This is a genomic window from Sphingobium mellinum, assembly GCF_037860795.1.
Classification (GTDB): Bacteria; Pseudomonadota; Alphaproteobacteria; order Sphingomonadales; family Sphingomonadaceae; genus Sphingobium; species Sphingobium mellinum.
In genome coordinates this window covers 1-22744 of record NZ_JBANRK010000026.1, presented here as the reverse complement: position 1 = coordinate 22744, position 22744 = coordinate 1, and the positions used below count along the sequence as shown (strand labels likewise).

Annotated in this window: 14 protein-coding genes and 1 pseudogene; 10 read left to right on the top strand and 5 right to left on the bottom strand. The window is 60.1% G+C overall.

What is annotated here, in order from left to right:
* Positions 1 to 57 precede the first annotated feature (57 nt).
* The 3 genes from AAC640_RS16980 to AAC640_RS16970 are packed head-to-tail and all read right to left on the bottom strand — an operon-like array spanning position 58 to position 4457.
* Positions 58 to 1494: an O-antigen ligase family protein gene (locus tag AAC640_RS16980; protein WP_340268423.1), complete on the bottom strand. Its 1437-nt coding sequence runs from the start codon at positions 1492 to 1494 to the stop codon at positions 58 to 60.
* 5 nt (positions 1495 to 1499) lie between these two features.
* On the bottom strand, positions 1500 to 3749 hold the full coding sequence (locus AAC640_RS16975; RefSeq protein ID WP_340268421.1) for a GumC family protein: 2250 nt from the start codon (positions 3747 to 3749) through the stop codon (positions 1500 to 1502).
* 15 nt (positions 3750 to 3764) lie between these two features.
* A complete protein-coding gene (locus tag AAC640_RS16970) occupies positions 3765 to 4457 on the bottom strand; it encodes a polysaccharide biosynthesis/export family protein (protein ID WP_340268419.1) in 693 nt (230 codons plus the stop codon).
* 393 nt (positions 4458 to 4850) lie between these two features.
* Between AAC640_RS16970 and AAC640_RS16965 the strand changes: the two genes are divergently transcribed.
* The 5 genes from AAC640_RS16965 to AAC640_RS16945 all read left to right on the top strand — a co-directional run bounded on the left by AAC640_RS16965 (position 4851) and on the right by AAC640_RS16945 (position 12484).
* On the top strand, positions 4851 to 5630 hold the full coding sequence (locus AAC640_RS16965; protein ID WP_340268417.1) for a sugar transferase: 780 nt from the start codon (positions 4851 to 4853) through the stop codon (positions 5628 to 5630).
* A complete protein-coding gene (locus AAC640_RS16960) occupies positions 5627 to 7144 on the top strand; it encodes a lipopolysaccharide biosynthesis protein (protein ID WP_340268415.1) in 1518 nt (505 codons plus the stop codon). Before AAC640_RS16965 ends, AAC640_RS16960 begins: the two co-directional genes overlap by 4 nt.
* A gap of 568 nt (positions 7145 to 7712) precedes the next feature.
* A complete protein-coding gene (locus tag AAC640_RS16955) occupies positions 7713 to 9191 on the top strand; it encodes a calcium-binding protein (RefSeq protein ID WP_340268413.1) in 1479 nt (492 codons plus the stop codon).
* A gap of 169 nt (positions 9192 to 9360) precedes the next feature.
* A complete protein-coding gene (locus AAC640_RS16950) occupies positions 9361 to 11094 on the top strand; it encodes a type I secretion system permease/ATPase (RefSeq protein WP_340268411.1) in 1734 nt (577 codons plus the stop codon).
* 64 nt (positions 11095 to 11158) lie between these two features.
* Positions 11159 to 12484 carry an HlyD family type I secretion periplasmic adaptor subunit gene (locus tag AAC640_RS16945; RefSeq protein WP_340268409.1) on the top strand — a complete coding sequence of 442 codons (1326 nt, stop codon included), beginning with the start codon at positions 11159 to 11161 and terminating at the stop codon, positions 12482 to 12484.
* Positions 12485 to 12526: 42 nt separating this feature from the next.
* Here AAC640_RS16945 and AAC640_RS16940 read toward each other — a convergent pair whose 3' ends face one another.
* The gene (locus tag AAC640_RS16940; RefSeq protein WP_340268407.1) at positions 12527 to 14095 is read right to left on the bottom strand and encodes an AAA family ATPase; all 1569 of its coding nucleotides are present in this window, start codon (positions 14093 to 14095) and stop codon (positions 12527 to 12529) included.
* A gap of 231 nt (positions 14096 to 14326) precedes the next feature.
* On the opposite strand from AAC640_RS16940, the gene AAC640_RS16935 reads away from it, so the two are divergent.
* On the top strand, positions 14327 to 17401 hold the full coding sequence (locus tag AAC640_RS16935; protein WP_340268405.1) for an Ig-like domain-containing protein: 3075 nt from the start codon (positions 14327 to 14329) through the stop codon (positions 17399 to 17401).
* A gap of 49 nt (positions 17402 to 17450) precedes the next feature.
* On the opposite strand, the gene AAC640_RS16930 is transcribed toward AAC640_RS16935, so the two are convergent.
* Positions 17451 to 18524 carry a hypothetical protein gene (locus AAC640_RS16930; protein WP_340268403.1) on the bottom strand — a complete coding sequence of 358 codons (1074 nt, stop codon included), beginning with the start codon at positions 18522 to 18524 and terminating at the stop codon, positions 17451 to 17453.
* Between the two features lie 1414 nt (positions 18525 to 19938).
* Here AAC640_RS16930 and AAC640_RS18420 point away from each other — a divergent pair.
* The 4 genes and pseudogenes from AAC640_RS18420 to AAC640_RS16915 all read left to right on the top strand — a co-directional run.
* A complete protein-coding gene (locus tag AAC640_RS18420) occupies positions 19939 to 20175 on the top strand; it encodes a hypothetical protein (RefSeq protein WP_422795009.1) in 237 nt (78 codons plus the stop codon).
* Positions 20176 to 20230: 55 nt separating this feature from the next.
* Positions 20231 to 20644: a Mu transposase domain-containing protein gene (locus AAC640_RS18415; RefSeq protein ID WP_422795008.1), complete on the top strand. Its 414-nt coding sequence runs from the start codon at positions 20231 to 20233 to the stop codon at positions 20642 to 20644.
* The gene (locus AAC640_RS16920) at positions 20565 to 21251 is read left to right on the top strand and encodes an IS110 family transposase (RefSeq protein ID WP_340268437.1); all 687 of its coding nucleotides are present in this window, start codon (positions 20565 to 20567) and stop codon (positions 21249 to 21251) included. The genes AAC640_RS18415 and AAC640_RS16920 overlap by 80 nt, the downstream gene beginning before the upstream one ends.
* A gap of 638 nt (positions 21252 to 21889) precedes the next feature.
* Positions 21890 to 22679 (top strand): annotated as a pseudogene (locus tag AAC640_RS16915) (IS3 family transposase); the annotation flags it as partial.
* Between the last annotated feature and the right edge of the window lie 65 nt (positions 22680 to 22744).

Below are 22744 nucleotides of genomic sequence, written 5' to 3'. Positions count from 1 at the left end.
ATGGCCCTCCAGCCGACTGGGCGCCCTCAAAACCTGCCTGGACCCACGGCTTTGCGGCTAGGCAACAGCTGCCGGCCTGGGACTGGCGCGCTTGGAGCGCGGCGTCCATGTCAAGGTCGACGGCTTTGGCGCGCTTGCGCGGCGCATCCATAGCGCCGCCGCCGGCCGGCCCGTTGCGAGCGCGACCGATCTCAAGGGCGGCGCGGTAAGATAGGCGCCGAAATACATGACCCAGAACAGGAACGATGTGGTCGGCGAGAAGGAATCGCTGAGCTGGTTCCCGATAAGGTAAAAAGTCGCGCCCAGATACATGCCCGCCACGATGGTGTCCGGCGCCCGGTCGATCTCCCCCTTGGGCAAGGTCGAAAGCAGAAAGTTGGCGGCGCGGCTGACGGCGCTCCCCACCAGTACCACCGCCGCCGCTAGTGCGAAGACCCCCATTCCCCGGAAATAATCGAGGAACATGTTGTGCGAGTGCGCATAGTGATAGACTTGGGTTCCCGCGCCTCCGCCAAGCAGCGGATGGTCGAGGCCGACCTGGATCGAATCCTTCCACACGATATCGCGCGTCTTCATGCTGGGAAATTCCCACAGGCCATAGGTCAGGATGCTGTTCACCCGCCTGAAGAAATCCGGGGTTGCCCAGCTCAACACCCACAAAGTAGCGGGCACGGCCAGCGCGACCGCGCAGAAAATGATGGACAGCTTGAACAGCGTCTTGTCCAGGCTACCGCTACGGCTTCCGTGGTAGAGCCAGGTTAGCGGTCCCGCGACAAAGCTGAGCGCCAGCGCCGTCTTGGTCCCGCTCATGACGATCGCGGTTGCAAGGATCAGCACGTTCAGCGCACAGAACAAGCGAACAATGGTTGTTCGGGCATTCAGCAGCAGCGCGATGGCCAGGGGCCAGACGGCCAAAACTGCAACGCCCAATTGGTTCGGGTTCTCAAAAAACGCGATGAAACGATAATCACGCATGACCATCAATCGGCCTGCGCCCGTTTGCGCAAGGCCGACGGCAATGGCGAAGACCAGTGTTGCGGAGAAGAGTAGCGCCAAAACCGTTTGGCGCTGCGAGCGGGATGATATTCGCGAAAGCAGGATCAAGGTGCAAACGGCATAGGTCATCGGGAGTATGACGCGGAATGCACGGAGCGGCTCCGGTGAAACTAGCATGGAGGCAAACGCCATCAGCAAGATCACGCCGACGCTGAATGCTTCCAGCCACAAACCGCGACCGTAGCGGCCGCGCAATGCCCAGCGGAAACTTCCCCGCCATGCGGGCTGTGTCAGGGCCCAGAAGGCGAGCATAAACGGCACCGCGAAAGCAAAGGACAGTTCGCCGAACATGATCGGTCGGGGAGCCCACACCGGCAGGAACGCCGCCACCGCGCACAGGATGCCAAGGTAGTTCCTTGCCCATACCGACGACCCTGCAGGACGGGGCGCCCCAATCGCTGCCGACTGCACCGACAAGCGCTGTACGGCCGGAGCCATCACCTTTACGCCTCCTTCTGCAGCTGACGGAGCGGTTCCTTGTCGGCGATCCGGTCTTCCTCCAGAGGATAATCATAGTGATAGGCGTAGCCGTAGGCGCCCACGTCCTTGGCCGGGTCATATTTGCTGATGACCAGGCCGATCTGGTCCGCGCCGGCGTCACCCAACCTTTTCAGCGCGATCTTCACATCCGCCTTGGATGTCCGGTTGGCCTCAACCACGAAGACCGTGGCATCCGCCATCCCGCTGATACGCGGGGCATCGGCCAGTCCCAGCACCGGCGGCGCATCGAGGATGATTGCGTCATACTGACTGGCAGCTTCATCCAGAAGTGCGGCGAACCGGCTGTTGGCGAGAAGCTCGGCCGGGCTGGCCGATGACCGACTGCCGCGCGTCAGGACCGAAAAACCGCGACGCTCCAGATGTTGCACGGCCTCCGCGAGCGCTGCATCGCTGCCCTTGCCAAGCAGGTCGGCAAGCCCGAGCTCGTTTGAAAGCCCGAGCAGCAGATGAAGCGAACCCCGCCGCATGTCGCCGTCGATGAGCAGCACATTCTTGCCAGTGCCGGCAAGACTCGTTGCGATCTTGACGGCAATCGTCGATTTGCCCTCGTTCGAGCTGCTGCTAGTCAACAACAACACGCTACGATCGGGAGTCTGAACGACAGGATCAAGCGCCAGGCAGATCGCGTGGTGCGCCTCCGTCACCGAAGAGAGCGGGTCATCCATCGCTTCCGCGACTCTCCCATCGCCCTTGAGCAACGGCACCACGCCCAGCAGAGGCGTACGGAAGTCGCTCTCCACGTCTGTCGGTCCGTGCACCTTGTCGTCCATCCGGGTGCGCAGGAAGCCAGCCATGAGCGCCATCGCGGCGCCGGCCAGACCCGCAAGCGCCATGTTCAGCGCGGGCCGGGGATAAGATGGCGCTGCCGGGACCTGCGCACGGTCGATGATCGAGACGGGATTGGCCGTGTTCGCAACCTGCGTGCTCACCTCGCTATAACGCTGTAGCAGAGTGTTGTAGAGATTGCGGTTGGTATCTACCTCGCGCTTCAGAATATTGTAGCGCACGTCCTTGCCCTGCTCGGCGAAGGTTGCTGCCTTGAGCGCACCGACCCGGCCCGCAATGGCCGCTTCTTGTCCCGCTGCAACGCGATACTGATTGGCAAGGGACGCGCGGACGCCGGCCGCGATGGCTCCAATCTGGCGGTCCATCTCGGCAATCTGCGCTTTCGCCTGCATAATCGCCGGATGATCGTCCTGGCGACGTTGGCGGTCCTGTTGCAACGCCGACTCCAACACCGCGCGTTGACGGGTAAGGTCCTGGATTGCCGAATTGCTGAGCACTTCCGGAAGGCTCATGACGGGCGTCGCCATCGCCTGCTGCCAGCGCTGCTGCGCCTGCATCCGGTTCGCCTGCGCCTGCGAATAAGCACTATTGAGGTCAACCAGGCTTGCAGTGGTGATCGACCGCCGCTCGCCATCGGGCGCGCCAGCTCCCGCGGCATTGGCTGCGTCCACGAGGCCCGCCGACACGGCGTAATTGACAAGGTTCCTCTCGGACTTCTCCAACTTTCCCTTGGTCTGGGCGATCTGCTGATGAAGGAAATTACGGGAATAGGTGAAGGTATCGAGCCGCCGTTGCAGCGTGTCATTGATGTACGTGTCGGCGAAACTGTTGGCAATACGCGCGGCGCGGACCGGATCGTGGCTGTCATACTGAACCGCTATCAGCCGGGTATCGCGAGGCGAGGAGACATTCAGTCCCGCCTGTAATACGTAGGCCGCCAGTGCGGCACGGAAGGGCCCAGCCGGCTGGTCCTCCAGACCCGCTTCACGAAGAAATTGCGGATCGTCGGCCAAGTTGAGCTGGCGCACGACATGCTCCGCGGTGGAACGGCTTGACATCAGGTCGACCTGCGTCTGGAGCGTCCTGGTATTTTCGGAGGCGCCAAGATCGGGCTTGATATCCTCTGTGCCCAAGACCCGCGCCGGCTGCGGCTCGATCTGGATCGTTGTCTGTGCGGTATAGACGGGGTCAGGCAGCCAGATGCTTGCCGTCCCGACCAGCAGCGCGACGACCATGATGGCCAGCATCAGTCCGCGATTGCGCACAACCATCCACCAAAGGGCCTGAAGATCGATGCCGCGCTTGGGGGTATCATCATAATCAGCATAGGCCGGGGTCAGCCGGTCGTCATTTACCCCGACCAACTGGTCGCCTTGGGGCCTCAGCGCAAGAGTCTTACCGTGCATGGGAAACCCCTCTGGCTAGAAGAACCGGAGAATATTCAAGATTGGAAAGGCGGTCGTGATGTCACGCCACGTTCTCCGGCTGCCCGAATAGCCGACGATGACCGTGTCGTTGGACCGGACCTGGGGATCTGGCGCCTGGCCATTGCGGATCTGGCGAATATCGAAGACGGCGCCCGTGCGTTGGCCATTGACCTCGCGGAACACGACGACGTCATTGAGAGCCGCATATTCCGTTTCCCCTTTCGCCAGCGACAATGCGCCAAGCAAAGTGGTTGGCCCCTCGATCGGATAGACGCCGGGCTGGGCGACCTCACCCTGGACTGCGACTTTCTGCGCCACGGGCTTGGAGACTACGACTGAAACCTGGGGGTTTTTGAGATATTTCCTGCCATAGCGGTCGGCAACTTCCTTCGCCAGCTCGCCGGCGGTCTTGCCGCTTGCCCTAACGTCGCCGATCAGTGTCAGGTTGACATTGCCGAACGCATCGACCGGCGCCGCCTTGGTCGAAAGGTCTGGTTCCTGCAGCACGGTGATGTCGAGGGCGTCCAACGGTCCGATGCGATATTCAGCAGGCGCGACGTTGCTAAGCGCCGCAGGGACCAAACCATATGCGGTTCCTCCGCGAGGCAGGCCCGCCCCTACATTGTTGCTTGCGCAGGCAGCGATGCTGCCCAGCGCCGGGAGAATCAGCAAGAAACGCTTGTTCATGCCGCGCGCCTTTCACTTAAACAGCGCGCGGAGCGATCAAGGCGCTCCAACGCGCAGGCGAACGAACCTCATATCATCCGCCACAGCCAAAAATGTGCGCGCGCAGACATACTTACACAATCATGGCGATGGTCTAGACCTCAAGGACTAGCTCCAGAACTGCATTCAAAAGTCGCGGACAGATGTCCATTATCATGCTTGGGCTGAAACGTTCGAGACCTGCCCATTGCGTTTGAGATCGGCCGCGCTCGCGTGGCGGATCGAATGTTTCAGATGGCACCAGAACATGGAGGGGGCATTCGCGCGCCGCGTCACGGACGTGACCGGCGATCGATTTTGTGCGGCCCGTTGTCGGACCAAACCAACAACTTGCCTACTGTCGGAGAGTTAAGCATGGCTACTCGCATCGATAAAATGGCGCCGAGACCGCTACGTCGGACCGAAGTCTCTGAAAATTTAGCAGGCAACCCTGCGCCCTTCCCGCCGACCCGGCTGGTCGGACCGGCGCGCGACGAGGCGCATTTCGCAACGACGTGGACGATCGAGCAGATGCCGCGACACGCCGCCGCGTTGGTGGTACAACGCTGCATGGACCTCACGCTTGCGATGTTGTGTCTGCTGATCCTGTGGCCGGTGATGCTCGCCGCCGCCATCATGGTGGTGATGAGCGGGCCTGGCCCCGTCTTCTATAGTCAGCGCCGTTTCGGGCGTGACGGCGTTATCTTTGATTGCTTTAAGTTCCGGACAATGCAGGTTGATGCCGATCGGCTGCTTCGGGAACTGCTGGAGTCCTCGCCCGCCATAAAGGAGATTTGGAAGCGGGACCGGAAGCTGCGCGACGATCCACGCATCACTTATTGCGGACGCTTTCTCCGCCGCTACAGTATCGATGAGCTACCTCAGCTGTTCAACGTGATACGCGGCGAAATGAGCGTTGTCGGGCCGCGACCGCTCGCCACCGACGAAGCGCATTTCTATACCGACGCATTTTCCGCTTACTGTTCATTGAAGCCGGGCATTACCGGCCCATGGCAGGTCGGCGGCCGCAACAAGATAACCTTCGAAGGCCGGGCGCAGCTCGATTACGAATATGCGCGCACCAAATCGGTGGGACAGGATATTCGAATTTTGTTGAAGACCATTCCAGTGGTCCTTCGCGGCACGGGATATTGAGCGCCTTGCCCGCCGCTCCCGCACCTGCTCCTCAACGGCGATTGCAGTCGGAAAAACGTCTGATCCGAAAAGGCGTCGCCTGGAACGCAGTCGCGATGACGGTGGGCAAGGGTTCGAGCATTCTCGCCAAGATTGTTCTCGCCCGGTTCCTGCTGCCCGAGCATTTCGGCTTCTACAACATGACGGTGGTCTTTTCGTCCATCATCATCATCGTGGCCGATCTTGGCGTTCGCCAAGGCCTGATCCAGCGGCAGCGGGATCACCGCACCAAGCTACTGTACGACAGCGTGTTCTGGCTTATGTTCCTGGCATCGTTCGCCTTGATCGGACTTGTGTGGATGATCGGCGTTCCCTTCGTGGTCTGGTTCTACGCGGAACCGCGACTCGCCCCCATCGTGGTCGCAATGTGCGTGGCGATCGTGTTCCAGAATCTGCAGGCTGTGCCAGAAGCGCGGTTGGCGCGGAGCATGCGATTCAAGCAGATCGCGATGGCTGATCTTTATGGAACGCTGGCCGGATGTGTCGCCGCCGTGCTGCTTGCTGTTGCCGGCGCGAATGTGTGGAGCCTGGTCGCGCAGACGGTCGTAGCCGCCATCGGCACTTGTATGATCACCTTTTCATTTTCAGGCTGGCGTCCTCACATGCGGATGAACATGTCCATTCTCCGCGACCTTAGTTCATACAGCAGGTTCATCGTCGGCTCCCGCGTGCTGATCTCCTTTCAGCAGAATCTCGATTATCTGCTTATCGGCAAGCTGATCGGCGCCTATGCGCTCGGCGTCTATTCGATCGCATTCCTGCTGACAGAGACGCTCAGGGGCAAGGTTTACTGGCTTGTCAGCAAAGCCGTATTCCCCTTCTACAGCAGGGCGGCGGGGCGCGACGAGGATATCCGGACGGTTTACCTCGGAACGGTTCGCTATATGTCGATGACGATATTTCCAACAGCGACGGTCCTGATCCTGTTCGCGCACTATATCGTCCCGGCCCTGTTCACGCCCAAATGGGACGCCGCCATCGTTCCGATCCAGATCCTTGCGGCGGCGAGCATGGTGGTCGCCTCTGCGGGCACGCCGGGGGAGGTATTGAGGGGCATCGGTCGGCCCGAGGTTGATTTCAGGATCAACCTTGCCGTCCTGATACTGGTCGCCTTCCCGGCGCTCTGGATGGGTATCAGCTGGGCAGGCCTGCCTGGTGCCGCCTTGGCTGTCCTATTTCACTATTGCGTGTCGCGCCTCGCCTACGCATGCGTTCTCTGGCGGATGATCCATCTTCCCATGTCCGATCTGTTCCGGGCTCTGCAGCGTCCACTCCTAGGTTGTGGTCTGATGGCTGCCATTGCCTTGCTGGGCGCACCCGTGCACGCGCTGATCCTCCTGATCTTGGCCCTCGCCGCTTATGCGGGTGCGGTCTTCACATTGGTTCTGCCGCGCCTCAAGCCATTATTCATAGCCCGGTTCGCCGGCCCATCACTGGCGCATGCCGAAACGGGCGACGGCGCTCTGTCTGAATAAAGTTCCGGGCCTGCCCGGCGGCCGAGGCAATCGCCAGGGCTGGCCGGGCTTGCTCGCGGTGGCGATCCATCGATGCGCGATGCAACGAAAATTCTTTTGGTTTCAATGAATAAGCGCGCCACTTTCGAAGAAAAGATCTGATTCGGTCAAAGAAAAAGCCGATAGAATCGACGTAAAGGCGCGAAATTTTCCGACGAACTGTGCTGCACATGCGCTCGCTTACCTTGTCACGCTGTCATGTAGCAAATAGGACACTCTCGTCTTCCACGATCCCTCCGGCGGCTTTGCACGGGCGGTGATCCAAGTGTGAACGGCGCGCGGACAGCGGCTCGGGGACCGCTTGTCTTGTGTCACGCAATTACCCCACCTGGTGTCAGTTCACCTGTGATTGAGGCGATGTTTCGCGCATCAACTTGGTCGCAAGTCACTGATATTACAAAAAATATTTACTATTATTTGGTTTATTCACGGAAAAGTCTGTTTGTAGAGATAAAAAAACACTTCGCGAGCCTAGTTATAAAAAAGAGCTGATCGCAGAAAGTGTTTGGTCGCAAAGGAAATTTTAAGCATGACGTATATCACTCTTACGCAGGATTACGGCTATACTCCTTACAGTGTTTCGAACCTGGCTGCGGGATCGGTTATCGATGCAACCAAGGCTTCGTGGATCGAAGACAATAGCACTATCGATTATCCTGACGCCACCCACTCGACGACATCGGGCACGGGTGCGCTGAATACGTACCCCTTCAAGGTCAACGGCGCCGGTTCAGGCTTGCTGATCAAGGGCGGTCATATCTGGGGGCAGGTGCCCCAGGACTCCGACTGGCAATATACCTACAATAATTCCGCCGGAATCCGCGTCGAAAATGCACCCAATGTAGTCATCGACGACTGGCGCCTCGACAAGACGTGGGACGCGATCCGTATTGCCAACGGTTCCAGCAATTTCCTGATCGACGATACGCACGTCACCAATGCGCGGGACGATGCTGTCGAGAATGATTATGTGATGGGCGGCACCATTCGCGACAGTCTGTTCGACGGAGTCTTCTCGGGCATCAGCCTGGGCGACGCCAACCATTATGATGGTTCGATGAACACGGTTAAGCTCGAAGGCGTGTTCATGCGCATGGAGTCCTATCTTTTCAAGGGCGAGATGACGCACGTTTCCCCGTTCAAGACGGATACCGGCGCGCCGCAAACGACCCCCGACATCCGGATCGTCAACAGCGTGATCGCCATCGAGGATCCTAACCACGCGAGTCAGGCCCGGCTCAAGCTCGCATGGGACAATGTCGTGGAATCGCATGGCAATGTCTTCCTGAACCTGTCGGACACGCCGCTACCGTCCACCTATCCCAAGCCGCCGGCCGGCTTCACCATATTGCAGGGCCAGGAAGCGCGCGATTATTGGGCGGCGAGCAAGGCGGCGTGGCTCGATAACCATGACGGCACGCCTTACGCGGACGTGACGCCACTGCCACCGCTTCCGGGGGGAGGCACCACCTCGTCGATCACGGCCCCGACGACCTCGAGCTCCACTCCGACGACAACCACGACCACGACGACGACCACCGATCCTCACACGATCACCGGCACCAGCAGCGCCAACACGCTGGTGGGCACTTCGGGAACTGACTATATCAACGGGCTTGCCGGAACCGACAAGATCTTCGGCAAGGGCGGCGCCGACATGCTGACCGGCGGCTCCGGTCATGACAAGTTCGTCTTCGACACCGCGCTCGGTCATGGCGTTGCCACGATCACCGACTTCAACACGGCCGAAGACGCCCTCTATCTCGACAATGCGATCTTCACGAAGCTCGGCTCCGGATCGATGAGCAGCCCTCAACGTCTGGCCGGGACCTACTTCGAGCATGGTGACGGTGTGGTTGCCAATGACTCAAATGATCATGTCTTGTACGACAGCCATACCGGGGTCCTGTCTTACGATGCTGACGGCAATGGCGCGGGCGCTGCCATTGCGGTTGCGCATTTGTCGGCTCACCTGGACCTGACCAAATACGACATCTTCGTTGTCTGAAATGACGGGGCCTTTTCCACGCTGGATTTGGCCCACCGATGTGGTTGACGTCGATGAGACGTAAAGTGCAGGGCGCCCCTGGTTTTCCAGGCGTGCCCTGTTTTTTCAAGGCGCGTGAACCTGGGAGCGACTGCGCTCCAAAGTCTCCGGCCAAGATGAGGGACATATTTTGCTGATCCTGCCTCAGGCCTTCCGGAACAGCCTCACCGTCCAAGCGACGCTGGCTTCATGCCGCCGTCATTTCACCTATGCGACTTTGTTCAGCGCCGGCACCAACCTGCTGTTCATCGCGCCCATGCTGTACATGCTGCAGGTGTATGATCGGGTCGTTCCCACCAAGGGACAGGTCACCTTGCTGTTCCTGACCCTGGTACTGGTTTTTGCCCTTGTGACCCTCTCGGCGCTTGACGCCCTTCGGTCGCGGCTGCTCGTCCGGGCGGGCGCATGCCTCAACGAGCATATGGCCAACCGGATCATGCGGGCCACTTTCCTGCAGGGCGACACGCGTCCGCGGCTTGCACGCCAGGCCCTGCGCGAGTTCGACCAGTTGCGCAACATCATCACCGGTCCCGCCATGCTCGGCGCGCTGGATGCGCCCTGGATCCCGATCTATGTCCTGCTTGCGTTCCTGATCCATTTCTGGGTCGGCGTGCTGACCGTCATTGGCGCGGCGCTGATCACCTTCTTGGCCTGGCGCAACGAAAATGCGACGCGAGAGTCACTTCAGCAGGCGAACATCGCGTCCGCCCGGGCCTATGCCAATTATGATACGGCCGTGGCATCATCCGACATCGTCCGCGCGCTTGGACTGCGCGAAGCCCTGGTCCATGCCCAGAGCGTCGACAGGGAACATGCGCTGTCGCTACAAACCGAGGCGGGCATCGCTTCGGCCCGACTTGGCGCCGAATCCAAGTTCGTCCGGCTGCTGCTGCAGTCTATCGCCCTGGGCGTGGCCGCGCTGCTGGCTATCACCGCATCCATCAGTCCGGGCTCGATCTTCGCGTCCATGTTCATCGTCGGCCGCGCCCTGGCGCCCATCGACCAACTGGTGAACGGGTGGCGCTCGATCGTCCAAGCGCGCGGAGCGATCACCCTTCTCGACGAGCTTCTCGGCGGCGTTCCCCCAGACATTGCACTCACCAAGCTACCCGATCCGCAGGGCCGGATCGAGGCGCAACATCTGGGCGTTGCTGCGCCCGATAACAAAGTCATCCTTGCCAATGTCAGTTTCCGCATCGAACCGGGTGAAGTGGTCGCCATTGTCGGGCCCAGCGGCGCGGGCAAGTCGACCCTCGCCCGCGCGCTTGCCGGGGCAATACGCCCGACCGTCGGAGACATTCGGTTCGACGGCGCCGAGCTGCGGAACTGGGATCCGGAGCAGCTGGCGGCGCACATCGGCTTCATGCCTCAAGAAACGCTGCTGCTGGCCGGCACGATCAAGGACAATATCTCCCGCTTCCGGTCCTGGCATGGTGAAGGTGACGAAAGCATCGATGATGACGTGATCGCTGCGGCGAAGCTGGCCGGTACGCACGAGATGATCCTGTCGCTGCCCGGCGGATACGACCATCCCCTCCAGCTTGGCGGCCGTGGCCTGTCGGCCGGCCAGGCGCAGCGCATTGCCTTTGCCCGAGCCCTCTTCCGTTCACCGCGCTACATCATCCTGGACGAGCCGAACGCCAGCCTGGATGCGGAGGGCGACACGCAGCTCATCCGCACGCTGGAACAGCTCAAGGCTGCGGGCAAGACAATCCTGGTGGTCGCGCATCGCTTGAGCGTATTGCCCGTCGTCGACCGGCTGATCGTCATCCGCGACGGCCAGCTTGCATGGATCGGTCCGCGCGACGAAGTGCTGCACAAGATTTCGCCGCCGGCTCGCCCCCGGACGGCGGCCAATGGGTGATCCCGTGAACATTCGAACCCGAAACATGTTATCGCCGGCAGGGCTCGCAAGTTGGGCACTGGCATTGCCTGAACCAGGCTCGAGGTCAGGCTCGGACCCGAACTACGACATCCGTATAGGGCTCGGCCTCATCATCCTGTTCTTCGTGCTGTTTCTCGGCTGGGCCGCCGTGGCGCCGCTCGACGCCGCAGCCGTCGCCTCAGGGCACCTCGTCGTTTCCGGACAACGTCAATCGGTCCAGCACCCGACGGGAGGGGTGGTCGCGAGCATTCATGTCCACGAAGGCGCCAAGGTGCGCCGTGGCGACATATTGATCCGTCTTGTCGCGGCAGAAGCACGCGGGCAAGAGCGAGCGCTGGCTGGCCAGGCCATCTCGCTGCTCGCGCAACGGGCAAGGCTGCAGGCGGAGGAGGCGGGCTCGCCTACCATCATTCCGCCGCCCGAATTTGCCAGCCTCAAGGGGCAGGACCGAGTCGACGCAGATCGCGCCTTGAGCATCCAGGCGACGCAGATCCGCGCCCGCGCGGCGGTGCTGTCCACCCAGCAGCGCGTGCTGGGCGAACAAGCCAGCCAGGCGACCAGCCAGGGCCGTGGTTACAAGCAGCGAGCGGGGACCACCCAGGAACAGATCGGCCTCCTGAACGAAGAGCTTTCAGGGCTTCGCGGCCTCGCCGCAAAGGGCTTCGTGCCGAAGACCCGCATTCGGGCGCTCGAACGGGCCAGGGCCGATCTCCAGGGCCAGCTCGCCCAGGATCGGGCGACGGCGGCCGCGAGCGCGAGCCAGGTCGGACAGAACCAGCTGGAGATACTGCAAGCCAGGAGCAGCTATCAGGAACGGGTTGCCTCGGAAATCCGCGACGTCAATGCCAGCCTGGCCGACGTTCTGCCGAAATGGGCGGCGGCACGAGATGAGGTCGACCGCGCCGACATCCGGGCGCCGGCTACGGGAACGGTGGTGGGGCTGACGATATTCACCCCCGGCGGGGTGATCGGGCCCGCAGAGAAGCTGCTGGACATCGTTCCGGATCGCATGCCGTTGACCGTCGAAGCGCGGGTGTCGCCTAATGACGCCGACGATCTGGAGCCCGGACAGTTAGCCTATGTCCGTTTCTACACGCTGCATGACCGGTCGCTTCCCGCGTTGGAAGGCAGCGTCACGCGCGTGTCCGCCGATGCGTTCACAGAGCAGCGGACGGGGGAATCCTATTACACAGCTTCGGTGCGGGTGCCGCTCTCGGAACTCCACAAGATCGAGGAACTACGCGGGCCGGGCGCTCTCAAGGCCGGCATACCCGTCAGTATCGAGATCCCGCTCCGCAAGCGCACCGCACTGCAATATGCCTTCGAGCCGCTGATGGGCGCCATGGAACACTCCTTCAAGGAGCATTGATGGGAGAATAATGCGCGGCTGTCCGCCTTGGCTCGACCAATATTATAGCGATTGCCAAACGCGCGTCGTGGCTGTCTGGACGGTTTCTTCGAGATCACCGCCGGTGTCGATGACACAGACGGCGGACTTTGCGAACTCCGCTTCACTTTCGAGCGTCCATCGGCGCCGGATGGCGGCAGGATCCGGGCCCCCGGGCTTGCATCGAGCGAGATCCCGTTCGATCGCCGTCGCGATCGGCACACTCAATTTCAGAACGAGCCGGGGTTTGGGCAGGTTGCGATAGATGGAGCGCTCCCACTCCATCAGCCAACGTTGAAAAGAAGAACTTGCCTGGGTGATCGAAAGGTCGTCAAACGCGCTGCCATCCAAACCTGTGGCGTTTGTTGCCGGGCACCGATCCGAAATTACAATCGTTCCTGAAGAAATCATCCGCATGCTACGCGTCAGAAGCCGTCGGCGATCATGGGCGACGAGCAACTTGCCGATGACAAAGATGGTGGAATATCGTCGTTCAGCGCGACGCTCCGGCTTTTGATACTCGCTGAGCCGTTCATCCGGGAGCGCCTTTCGAACAGCCGGCACGAACAATCTGGGCAGGAAGGACAACCAGGTTACCGGAGGCTTGCCGAGATGTATCGTTGTCACGTCGAGGTTTTTCCCCAACTTCTGCGCCACCTGTTTTGCCAGGGTGGATTTCCCCGTCCCTTTAGGTCCCACCAGCGCGATCCACGCACCTCCGCTGAGCAACGAGAGATTGCGCCGGGAGCGAATGCGCATCGCGTAATGTTTGCCAACTCTCACGATGCGGGAGAACCCAGTCGCGACATGACCCAGCCGCCTCTGATGCCTTAGTTCCCAGGCGACCTTCATGCCCATTGCCACGCGCTGGGCAACGGTGCCGCTCGCGATGCAATCGATCATTCGCTGCACCGGAATCCGAACCGATGGGAACCAATCCTCGCAAAGAGCCGCTGCTTCATGGATGTCGCTCCTCTCCAGGAGCCATGCCAACTCATCTCTGCATTCGTCGAAGTGACCATTCACCTTGACGGTCTCGACGATGCTGATGTGCTTCAGCAATATTCTGAGCAGAAACAGCACCAATTCCGATGTCGGGTGGGGAACACGCACATCCATCAACAATGAGGTGCGGGCGAGAAGATCCTCTTCGACCGGAAACCTGAATGATTTCACGAAGCTGTCACCGCTCACCAACTGATGATAGGTATGGAGATCCAACAGGCGACCGATGTGCGGATCCCAAGCCAAGGCATGGAAAACGCCGGCATGACCAGCCCCGGGACGAGAAATTGCAAGCTTGAACCCGCACTGGTTGATGACATGCTGAAAGGCGTCCGCATCGCTGGGATGGACCAGCAGGTCGATATCCTCACGCCCGCAAAGCGTCTTGTCCAGTCGTATATTGCTCTTCCAATGGCAGTAGCGGATGCCCTGCCGATCTAATTCCGCGAACAACATCAGCTCGATAGAACTGGGACGTAGATCGGTATCGTGGGTGCTGATTGTCGGGGGGAAAGGAGCGATCCTGTTGTGAGCGATCAACGCTTCGAGTCGCGTATGATCGCTTGAGGAAAGAATTTTCTGCCCCACCGCATCACCTCCGAAACCGGCCGCCGAAAATCGGGCGCTGTGACTGTTTATATCTTACGCGATGATTGGCGCTGCGCCAGCCCCCCATAGCGCCAGTCGAGGGTCTAAAAGGGTCTATATCCCTAGGTAATTTGACTTGGCCCGCCGCAGGTCGAATTCTGGCCGTCTACCCGTTTACAACCCCGGACATTTGCCTCGCCGCGCGATCACGGAAAGGAGCGGAACGATATCATGGCCACTTTCAAACTACGTTCCGATTTCAATACCGTCCTCGAGGATGGCAGCACCAGCGGCAATGTCCTTCTGAACGACAGCCTTGCCAATCAGGTCACGCAGATCAAATTCGGCAGCGGCGGTTTCCTGCTGGTTCCGACCGCCGGGGTGACAATTGATGGAATCTATGGGTCGCTCACCATCATGTCTGACGGGACCTATTCCTACACCGCACTCACCGACGCGGCCGAACGGTTGAGAGCAGGGTCGACCGCCAGCGATACTTTCACCTATGCTGCCACTGGGAGTGGCAGTTCCGGCACCACCACGCTGAAATTCACGGTGACGGGCGTCAACGACGCGCCTGTGCTGGCTTCCGACCCGGTAACCTTCAGCACGATCACCGAAGATCAGACCACCAACACTGGCCGTTCGGTATCGTCATTTTTGAATTCTACCGATATTGATTCCAGCGCCTTGCGCGGGATCGCGATTACGGACCTCGCTTCCGGCAATGGCCAGTGGCAATATTCGATCGATGGCCGAACCACCTGGTCGTCCATAGCCTCAGTCAGCGAGGGCTCCGCACTGCTGCTCCGGTCGTCGGACTATGTTCGCTTTGTCCCGAACGGCGCGAATGGCACGACGGCGAACTTCACCTATCATGCCTGGGACCAGACCAGCGGATCGACGGGCGCCAAGGTCGATGCGACGATTGATGGCGGTCAGACCGCCTTCTCCACCGGCACCGCAACGGCGTACATAACCGTCACCGACGTCAATGACGCCCCGGTGGCTCTGTCGTCAAGCGCGTCTGGTACCGAAGATATCGGCCCGATCACGGGAAAGGTGACGGCCACCGACGTCGACAGCACTACGCTGACTTACAAGCTTGTCGCGAACTCCGCGGTCGGCGGATCGGTGACAGTCGATGCGACGACCGGCAATTACAGCTTCAATCCCGCAGCCAACTTCAACGGCACGGCGTCCTTCAAATTCACGGCCAGCGATGGAAGCCTGACCTCCAATCAGGCGACGGTCAGCATCGCCATCGCTTCGGTCAATGACGGACCGCCGGTCGCCAACCCCGACACTGCGGCCACATATGCAAACACGCCGGTCCTGATCGACGTCCTTGCGAATGATACGGACATCGACGGTGATCCCTTGTCTATCAGCGCCCTGGGTACCGCCGCTCACGGAACCGTCCAGATCCAGAGCGGGAAAGTCCTGTATACGCCCGCCGCCGACTATAGCGGCAGCGATGCGTTCACCTACACCGTTTCGGACGGTGCGGGCGGGACCGATCAGGGGAATGTGAATGTTACGGTTGCACCTTCGCAGTCGAATGGTCCCAGCGCCGTCAGTGTGACCTTTAGCCAGGGCGCCAATGGATATTCCGGCAACATCGATACAATGCTGAAACAGGATGTGTCGTCGACATCCTATCCCAATTCGTTCGTGCTCCGCTCCGGTCTGGAGTCTGGTAAGAACGAGCAGGTTCTCCTGAAGTTCGGCGGCTTGTTCGGCACGGGTCCGGGGCAGATTCCCGTGGGAGCCCATATCGTGTCGGCCACTCTCCAACTGGAGGCTACGGGCGCCTCCACCAATGGCGGCACCCTCAATCGAATGCTGGTCAACTGGAGCGACACATCAACCTGGAGTAGCCTTGGCAACGGCGTGCAGACCGACGGCGTCGAGGCGACCGCGACGGGCCTTGCCATCGGCGGCGTCGCTTTGGGAACGCACGTCATAGACGTGACGGATAGCCTGATCGCCTGGAATGCCGCAGCGAGCACGTCCGCCGGGCAGAATGCGGCGAACCTTGGCTGGCTGTTTAACCCTACGACTACCGATATTTGGGACTTCTCGTCGGCGCAAGGCGCGGTGCATCCGGTGCTGACGATCACTTACACTCAACAAAGCTCGCCCCCCCCAACCTTGCCGACGGTGTCGATCAGCGCGGTTGCGCCGGCTGCCGAGGATAGCGGCAAGATCACCTTCAACCTGTCGCTCAGTCAGGCATCGACCCAGGACGTCACGGTGAACGTCAGCACGGTCGATCACACGGCGATCGCCGGCAGCGACTATGTCGCGAAGGTCCAGTCGTTGACGTTCCTGGCCGGGCAAACCACCAAGTCGTTCGACGTCTCTCTGGTCAACGATACTGTCGGCGAGCGCCTCGAAGACTTCAACGTCCAGATCAATTCGGTCACTAACGCCAAGATTGCTACCCCGGTCGCCACCGGCAATATCATCGACGACGACGTTGTCGTGCCCGCCATGCCGACGCTCACGCCGTCGGTCATCCACGGCTATAATCTTTACGATGGGTCCATCTATCAGGACGGAAGCAATGGCCAGTATGGTATCAGCGATCCATCGGGCCTGGCCTACATCCCCAGCCTTGGCAGAATGTTCGTTGCCGACTCCGAGCATGACGAGAGTCCGTTCTTCAGCCCGACGAACCTGTTCTCCCTGAAACTCGATGGGACCTACGACACCAATTACAGCCTCAATTCCTTCACCAAGGAACCAACCGGGCTCGCCTACAACCCAAACAACGGTTACTTGTACATTTCGGACGACGACAAATACTCGGTGTACTGGGTCTCGCCGACGAACCCGACCGTCAAGCTTGGTTCCTTCGATACCAGACAGCTCGGCTATCTCGATACCGAAGACCTCAAGATTGACCCGCTGACAGGACATATTCACGAGCTTGACGGAACATTGAAGCAGATGATCGAACTCACCGATCAGGGTAAGTTCGTGAACGCGGTTCCGCTCCCATCCGTCATGACCGATGCGGAGGCGCTGGCCTACGATCCCGTGCATGACCTCTATTTCGTTGCCTCGGGCGCCTCCAAGCTGATCTGGGTGATGAACGCGCAGGGCGATATCGAGGCCACAATCGATGTATTTTCATCCGGTTATAGCGGCATGAAAATCAAGGGTATGGAATATGCCCCCAGCAGCGATCCGAACGATGGCAATTTGATGAGCCTGTACGTGGCCGATTATCATACCGACCAGGTCAATGACGGCCATCTGTACGAGGTCCGCCTGGGCAGTGACTGGTTTTTCTCCTGATCCGCGCGTCTGATGTCAGTGAGGCGAGGCCCGGGCAGGACCAGGGCGGTTAATTTGTGAAGCCGCCCCAACTGTTCGGAACACATGCATCCGGGTTCGAACGCGGATCAGATGGGAGGCGAGCAAGCTTGGGATGGCAATTGATCCAGTTGCTTTTCGCTTGCTTCCACGCGTCTCTCGCCGCTTGTCCTTTCAGCACGCGGAAGCTGGACGGAGGGAGTGGGACGAAATCGGGGATGGGTGCGTCCGAGAGCCACAGAAACAAATTATTGGATGACCCCGTTAGCTTCGACCAGCTGGTCGCCCAGAATTGCGGATAGGATCCGCCGCCCGCGTAATCCACCGCGACGATGGAATTTGTTACCCGAAATCGCGGTGCGCGCTGGTCGCTCTTCGCCAAGGCGCCGAACCGCCGACCTTCTTTGTAATTATACTCCTGCAGACGAAGCAGCACGTCGGACAGCGTGACCGTCTGGTTGCTGGCATCCCCCATGTCGCTGTTTTTTCTCGGCTTGACGCTGATGCCCTGGAACGCTCCGTCAACCAGAGTATCGCGGATCGTCAGACTCTGAAGAAAGTCGTTTTCGAGCGTGTCGTCACGCGCATTACTTATCCAGCTGTTGACGACCAGCAGGCCGGGCGACCCGCGGCTAGCGCGGATTGCATCCCACGCGCCGGTGATCCTTACGCCATCGACGACACCTCCGGGAGCTTCCACGAAAGTGATCGCCGAGCTGTTACAATAGGTTGCTCGCCATTCGGACGATTGCGGCACCAGACCGAGGAACAGGCCACCGATGATGGCGGTCCGCTCTTGCTGTTCTATCAACAGGGGGTATCGGTTGACTGGCAAATTTCCCTGATCGCAGTCCTGATCAGCGGTGGGCTTCGGATTACGGCTATTGGCTACCATGAAGGTGGCGCCGCGGGCATCGAGAGCGACGCCACCGATCCCGTCCGGCGGCATAAATTTCACACGCTCAAATGCTTGCGGGCCACGAAGGTTGACGACTCTCCTGGCTGTCTGGAGAGCCTTGTACGTGTCGTCGTTATAGCCGGACATCTTGCTGATCGGAGCATGAGCCAAAGCGCCAATTTCTGCTGCGACCGGCAAAGTTGCCATAATGCAGAGGAAGCACTTCGTCCTGAAGCGGAACATGGGTTTTGACCGCACAAACGCCCTTTCTGCGACAGTGGTCAGTTAAGTCAAAACTGGTGCAAGAACAGTATCTGGGAGCGATGAGCGATCCACGATCCTACCGCCCAACATCTTGAAACACATTCCAGCCTAGCTACCCTTTGGCGAAGTGCCATAGTCCCAGTCGCACAGGCGTTCCTTTCCGCAGCGTGAGCAGGCTTCGTAGCTGCCGAAATAGGAGCCCCGCAAAACGGCTCTCCCCGGCCCACGGCGTGTCCATCGCCCAGGCCATTGATGGGATCCCAGGAGGCATTTGATCATCTCGGCTCTGCGCATCGTTTACCTGCCTCGGTCAGCCTGTCCGTACTTCAATTATTGCCGCACATCTTCCCTAAAGGTTAGTATGCTACTTAATACCAAACATCGTCGGCAATGATGAAAAAGGCTTAGACCCCCGGCGCGCGGTGATGTTGTGGGCGTGGCCAAGACCTTTCAGCCTCATCAAATCTCGATCAGCCAGCTACTCTAAAACTGGCAGAATTTTCTTAATGCGGAGAACCGAGAAGGCAGGGTTTCCCGATCGAGGGGAAATGAACCTTCAAGGTCTAGTCCAGGGGAGCTAGCGCCCTTAATAGGTGGATAAGCGGCAAGAGCGGGAGCATATGTCGGGCGAGAGCGGAAGCTCCCGGGAGTCCCACGTTGCAGGCCAGCGTGGGGCTTTCGGTACCAGGCACATTCCGGGAAAGTTGTCTTCGCGCCACCCAAAATCCTGTCGAGGGAGCCTCTTTTGGGCAAGCCGCGGACATGCTTCGGTTCGGAGACGTGCTGCATCATGAACGTGGGGATAGCCGTGCTCACTCACCCGGGGGACACGGCACATCACCTCCACATGTCAGGCGACATGTAAAACTGACCCCTTGTCGTCACTGAAAACTGGCCCCTTCGATAGAAGGACGGGACAGATGAATATGGATGATGAGACGATCTCCGCAGGCGGTTTGCGGAGGGATGCGATGCTTAGGTTGAGGAAGCTGGGCTGGGGCAGCAAGAGTCTGGCGCGAGAGTTGGGTTGCTCACGCACGACGGTGAAGCGCTACCTGGGATCGGGCCGATGGCAGCCCTATCAACATCGTGCATCCCGCGGAATGTTGGCCGGTCATGAGGCATGGCTTCGTGAGCGGTTCTTTCGGCATAGGGTCAACGCCGATCTCGTTCGGCAGGATCTGGCGCGCGAACATGGTATCGTCGCGAGTTTGCGGACGGTCGAGCGTGCGGTTTTTGGCTTTCGCCAGCAGCTGGCGGCGGAGGCGCGCGCGACTATGCGCTTCGAGACGCCGCCGGGTCATCATCTGCAGATTGATTTCGGCGAGAAGCGCGTCTGCTCCCGCCGCCCTTCACGATGGCATTCCGCGATGAGCGCCAGTCGGCCTGGTTCGATGGCATGGAGGCAGCCTTTCGCCATTTTGGCGGCGTCACCGAAAAGGTGCTGCTGGATAATACGGCGGCACTGATCACCCGCCACGACGCGGTGACGCGGGAAGTTGTGTTCAATGATCGGCTACATGCCTTCACGCTACTGGGGCTTCCGACCGCGGGCGTGTGCGCCATATCGAGCGCGCACGAAGGGCAAGGATGAGCGCGGCGTCGGCTATGTGAAAAACAACGCTCTGGCGGGTCACAGCTTTACGAGCATGGAAGCGTTGGAGCAGCATCTCGCCTGGTGGATGCGCGAGATCGCGGATCTGCATTGTCATGGCTCGACAGGTAAGCCTCCGCTTCAGCGCTTTGTCCGTGACGAGGCCAGCAAGCTCAAGCCCTTGGATCGCCGGCCCCCGTTCCGGCAACTCCGCGAGTTGGTGGGCAAGGTGCACAGCGACTGTGCCGTCGAGATCGATACGAACGCTTACTGTGTTCCCTGGCGCCTGGTGGGCGAAACCGTGCAGGTGACAGTCAGCGCCGGGCGTGTGTCGATCTTCCACGCGGGCCGGCTGGCTGCCGAGCATGCCGAGCACGGCCGCATTGGCGATGGTGAACCCAGGCGCGGCTGCCATCGACATCGGTTCGACCATGCATATGGCGGCCATCAAATCGCGGGCGGACGATAATCCCGTGCGGGCATTTGGCGCATTCACCGGCGACCTGCATGAGATGGCCCGCTGGTTCAAGACGTGCGGCGTAACCAGCGTAGCGATGGAATCCACCGGTGTTTACTGGATACCGGCCTATGAGGTGCTGGAGCAGCACGGCTTCAACGTCATCCTCGTGAATACGCGATACGCCAAGAATGTACCCGGTCGCAAAACCGATGTCAGCGATGCCGCCTGGTTGCAGCGCCTTCACAGCTATGGGTTGTTGCGGGGGAGCTTCCGCCCCGTGGCAGGCGTGGCGACGATGCGTGCCTATCTCCGGCGGCGTGAGCGACTGATCGAATATGCCGCCTCGCACATTCAGCATATGCAGAAGGCGTTGATGGAGGTGAATGTGCAACTCCATCACGTCGGTTCCGATATTACCAGCGTTACGGGCATGCGGATCATCAGGGCTATTGTAGCAGGGGAACGCACGCCCATCACGCTGGCGGAAATGCGCGACATCCGATGTCATGCGTCCGTCGAGAAAATCTGCGCTGCTCTGTCAGGGAACTGGCGGGACGAGCACATCTCTCTGCCAGTCGCTGGCGCTGTACGACTTTTACCAGATCAAGATTCTTGAGTGCGATCGCAAGCTGGAGGTCGCGCTCAAGGCACTGGAGATCGGCAGGGGGCAGGACGTCCGCCACCTTCCCAAGGTCCGAACCAAAAGACGACAGGTGAATACCCCTGACTTCGAGGTCCGGTCCGCGCTTTATCGCGTGCTGGGCGTGGATCTCACCCAGATCCATGGAATCGGTCCGTCGCTGGCGCTCAAACTTATCAGTGAGTGCGGCAACGACTTGGCGGCATGGCCCAGTTCCAAAAACTTTACGTCATAGCTATGCTTGGCGCCGGGTAACAAGATATCGGGAGGCAAACTGCTCTCGTCGAAAACGCGACGCTCATCGAGCCGTGCGGCGCCACTTCTGCGCTTGGCTGCAACCACGATCGGTCGCAGCGACACCGCCCTGGGCGCGTTTTACCGGCGGCTATCTGCCCGAGCCGGAAAGGCGAAAGCCGTCACGGCCACCGCGCGCAAGATCGCTGTCCTGTTTTTACAACTGCCTGCGCTACGGCATGGCGTATCATGATCCCGGTGCTACCCAATATGAAGAACGGTACCGCAGCCGGGTGATCGGCAATCTCCAGCGCCGCGCCAAAGCCTTCGGCTTCTCGCTCCAGGAACTGCCGCCAGAGCCCGCTATGGCTGTTTCTTAGGAAGGCCACGCAGTTCTTAGCGAGCCAAAAGTTGTGAAGTTCGCTTTTGTGCATAGCTGGCGGCACCGTTGGCCCGTTGAACTGCTTTACCGGGTCTTGCAGGTCAGCGAGCGTGGCTATCATTCGTGGCGTTCGCGGCCGATCAGTCGCCGGGAGCGGACGGACATGAGGGTGCTGGCCCATATCCGGGAACAATATAGCCTGAGCCTTGGCAGCTATGGCCGTCCTCGCATGTCGATGGAGCTGAAAGAGGTGGGGCTCGATGTCGGAGAGCGCCGGGTCGGGCGACTGATGACCCGAAGAGCGGCGAAGCCAACATCAACGGGATCAAGCCGGTCCGCACGCGCAAGCGCAAGGTTATGACGGACAGCCACCATCGCCTGGGCGTTGCCGCGAACTGGCTGGACGGTGATTTTGCGGCCGATGCGCCCAACGGCAAATGCGCCGGCGACATTACCTATATCTGGACCTCCGAAGGCTGGCTCTATCTCGCCGTCATCCTCGACCTGCATCGCCGGCGTGTCGTTGGCTGGGCGGTCAGCGACAGGATGACCCGAAGGGCGGCGGAGCCAACAAGGACCTGGCGATCCGGGCGCTCGACATGGCAGTCCGGCTGCGCAGGCCACCTGAGGGCTGCCTTTTCCATTCGGATCGCGGCAGCCAATATTGCTCCTATGATTATCAGAAAAAGTTGCAGGTCTATGGCCTGCGTCCATCGATGAGTGGCAAGGGCAATTGTTACGACAACTCCGCCATCGAGACCTTCTTCAAATCCCTAAGAGCCCGTCTTGAATCTCATGCGTAACGAGCGATGCGCCTGATGAGGACCAGGGCAGCGGCGGCGTAGAGGAAGGC

Excerpts from the sequence above, each read along its gene's own strand:
- AAC640_RS18415 (WP_422795008.1), top strand. The coding sequence starts at position 20,231 with ATGGAAGCGTTGGAGCAGCATCTCGCCTGGTGGATGCGCGAGATCGCG.
- AAC640_RS16975 (WP_340268421.1), bottom strand. The coding sequence starts at position 3,749 with ATGCACGGTAAGACTCTTGCGCTGAGGCCCCAAGGCGACCAGTTGGTC.
- AAC640_RS18420 (WP_422795009.1), top strand. The coding sequence starts at position 19,939 with ATGGCATTCCGCGATGAGCGCCAGTCGGCCTGGTTCGATGGCATGGAG.
- AAC640_RS16935 (WP_340268405.1), top strand. The coding sequence starts at position 14,327 with ATGGCCACTTTCAAACTACGTTCCGATTTCAATACCGTCCTCGAGGAT.
- AAC640_RS16930 (WP_340268403.1), bottom strand. The coding sequence starts at position 18,524 with ATGGCAACTTTGCCGGTCGCAGCAGAAATTGGCGCTTTGGCTCATGCT.
- AAC640_RS16980 (WP_340268423.1), bottom strand. The coding sequence starts at position 1,494 with ATGGCTCCGGCCGTACAGCGCTTGTCGGTGCAGTCGGCAGCGATTGGG.
- AAC640_RS16955 (WP_340268413.1), top strand. The coding sequence starts at position 7,713 with ATGACGTATATCACTCTTACGCAGGATTACGGCTATACTCCTTACAGT.
- AAC640_RS16920 (WP_340268437.1), top strand. The coding sequence starts at position 20,565 with ATGGTGAACCCAGGCGCGGCTGCCATCGACATCGGTTCGACCATGCAT.
- AAC640_RS16965 (WP_340268417.1), top strand. The coding sequence starts at position 4,851 with ATGGCTACTCGCATCGATAAAATGGCGCCGAGACCGCTACGTCGGACC.
- AAC640_RS16970 (WP_340268419.1), bottom strand. The coding sequence starts at position 4,457 with ATGAACAAGCGTTTCTTGCTGATTCTCCCGGCGCTGGGCAGCATCGCT.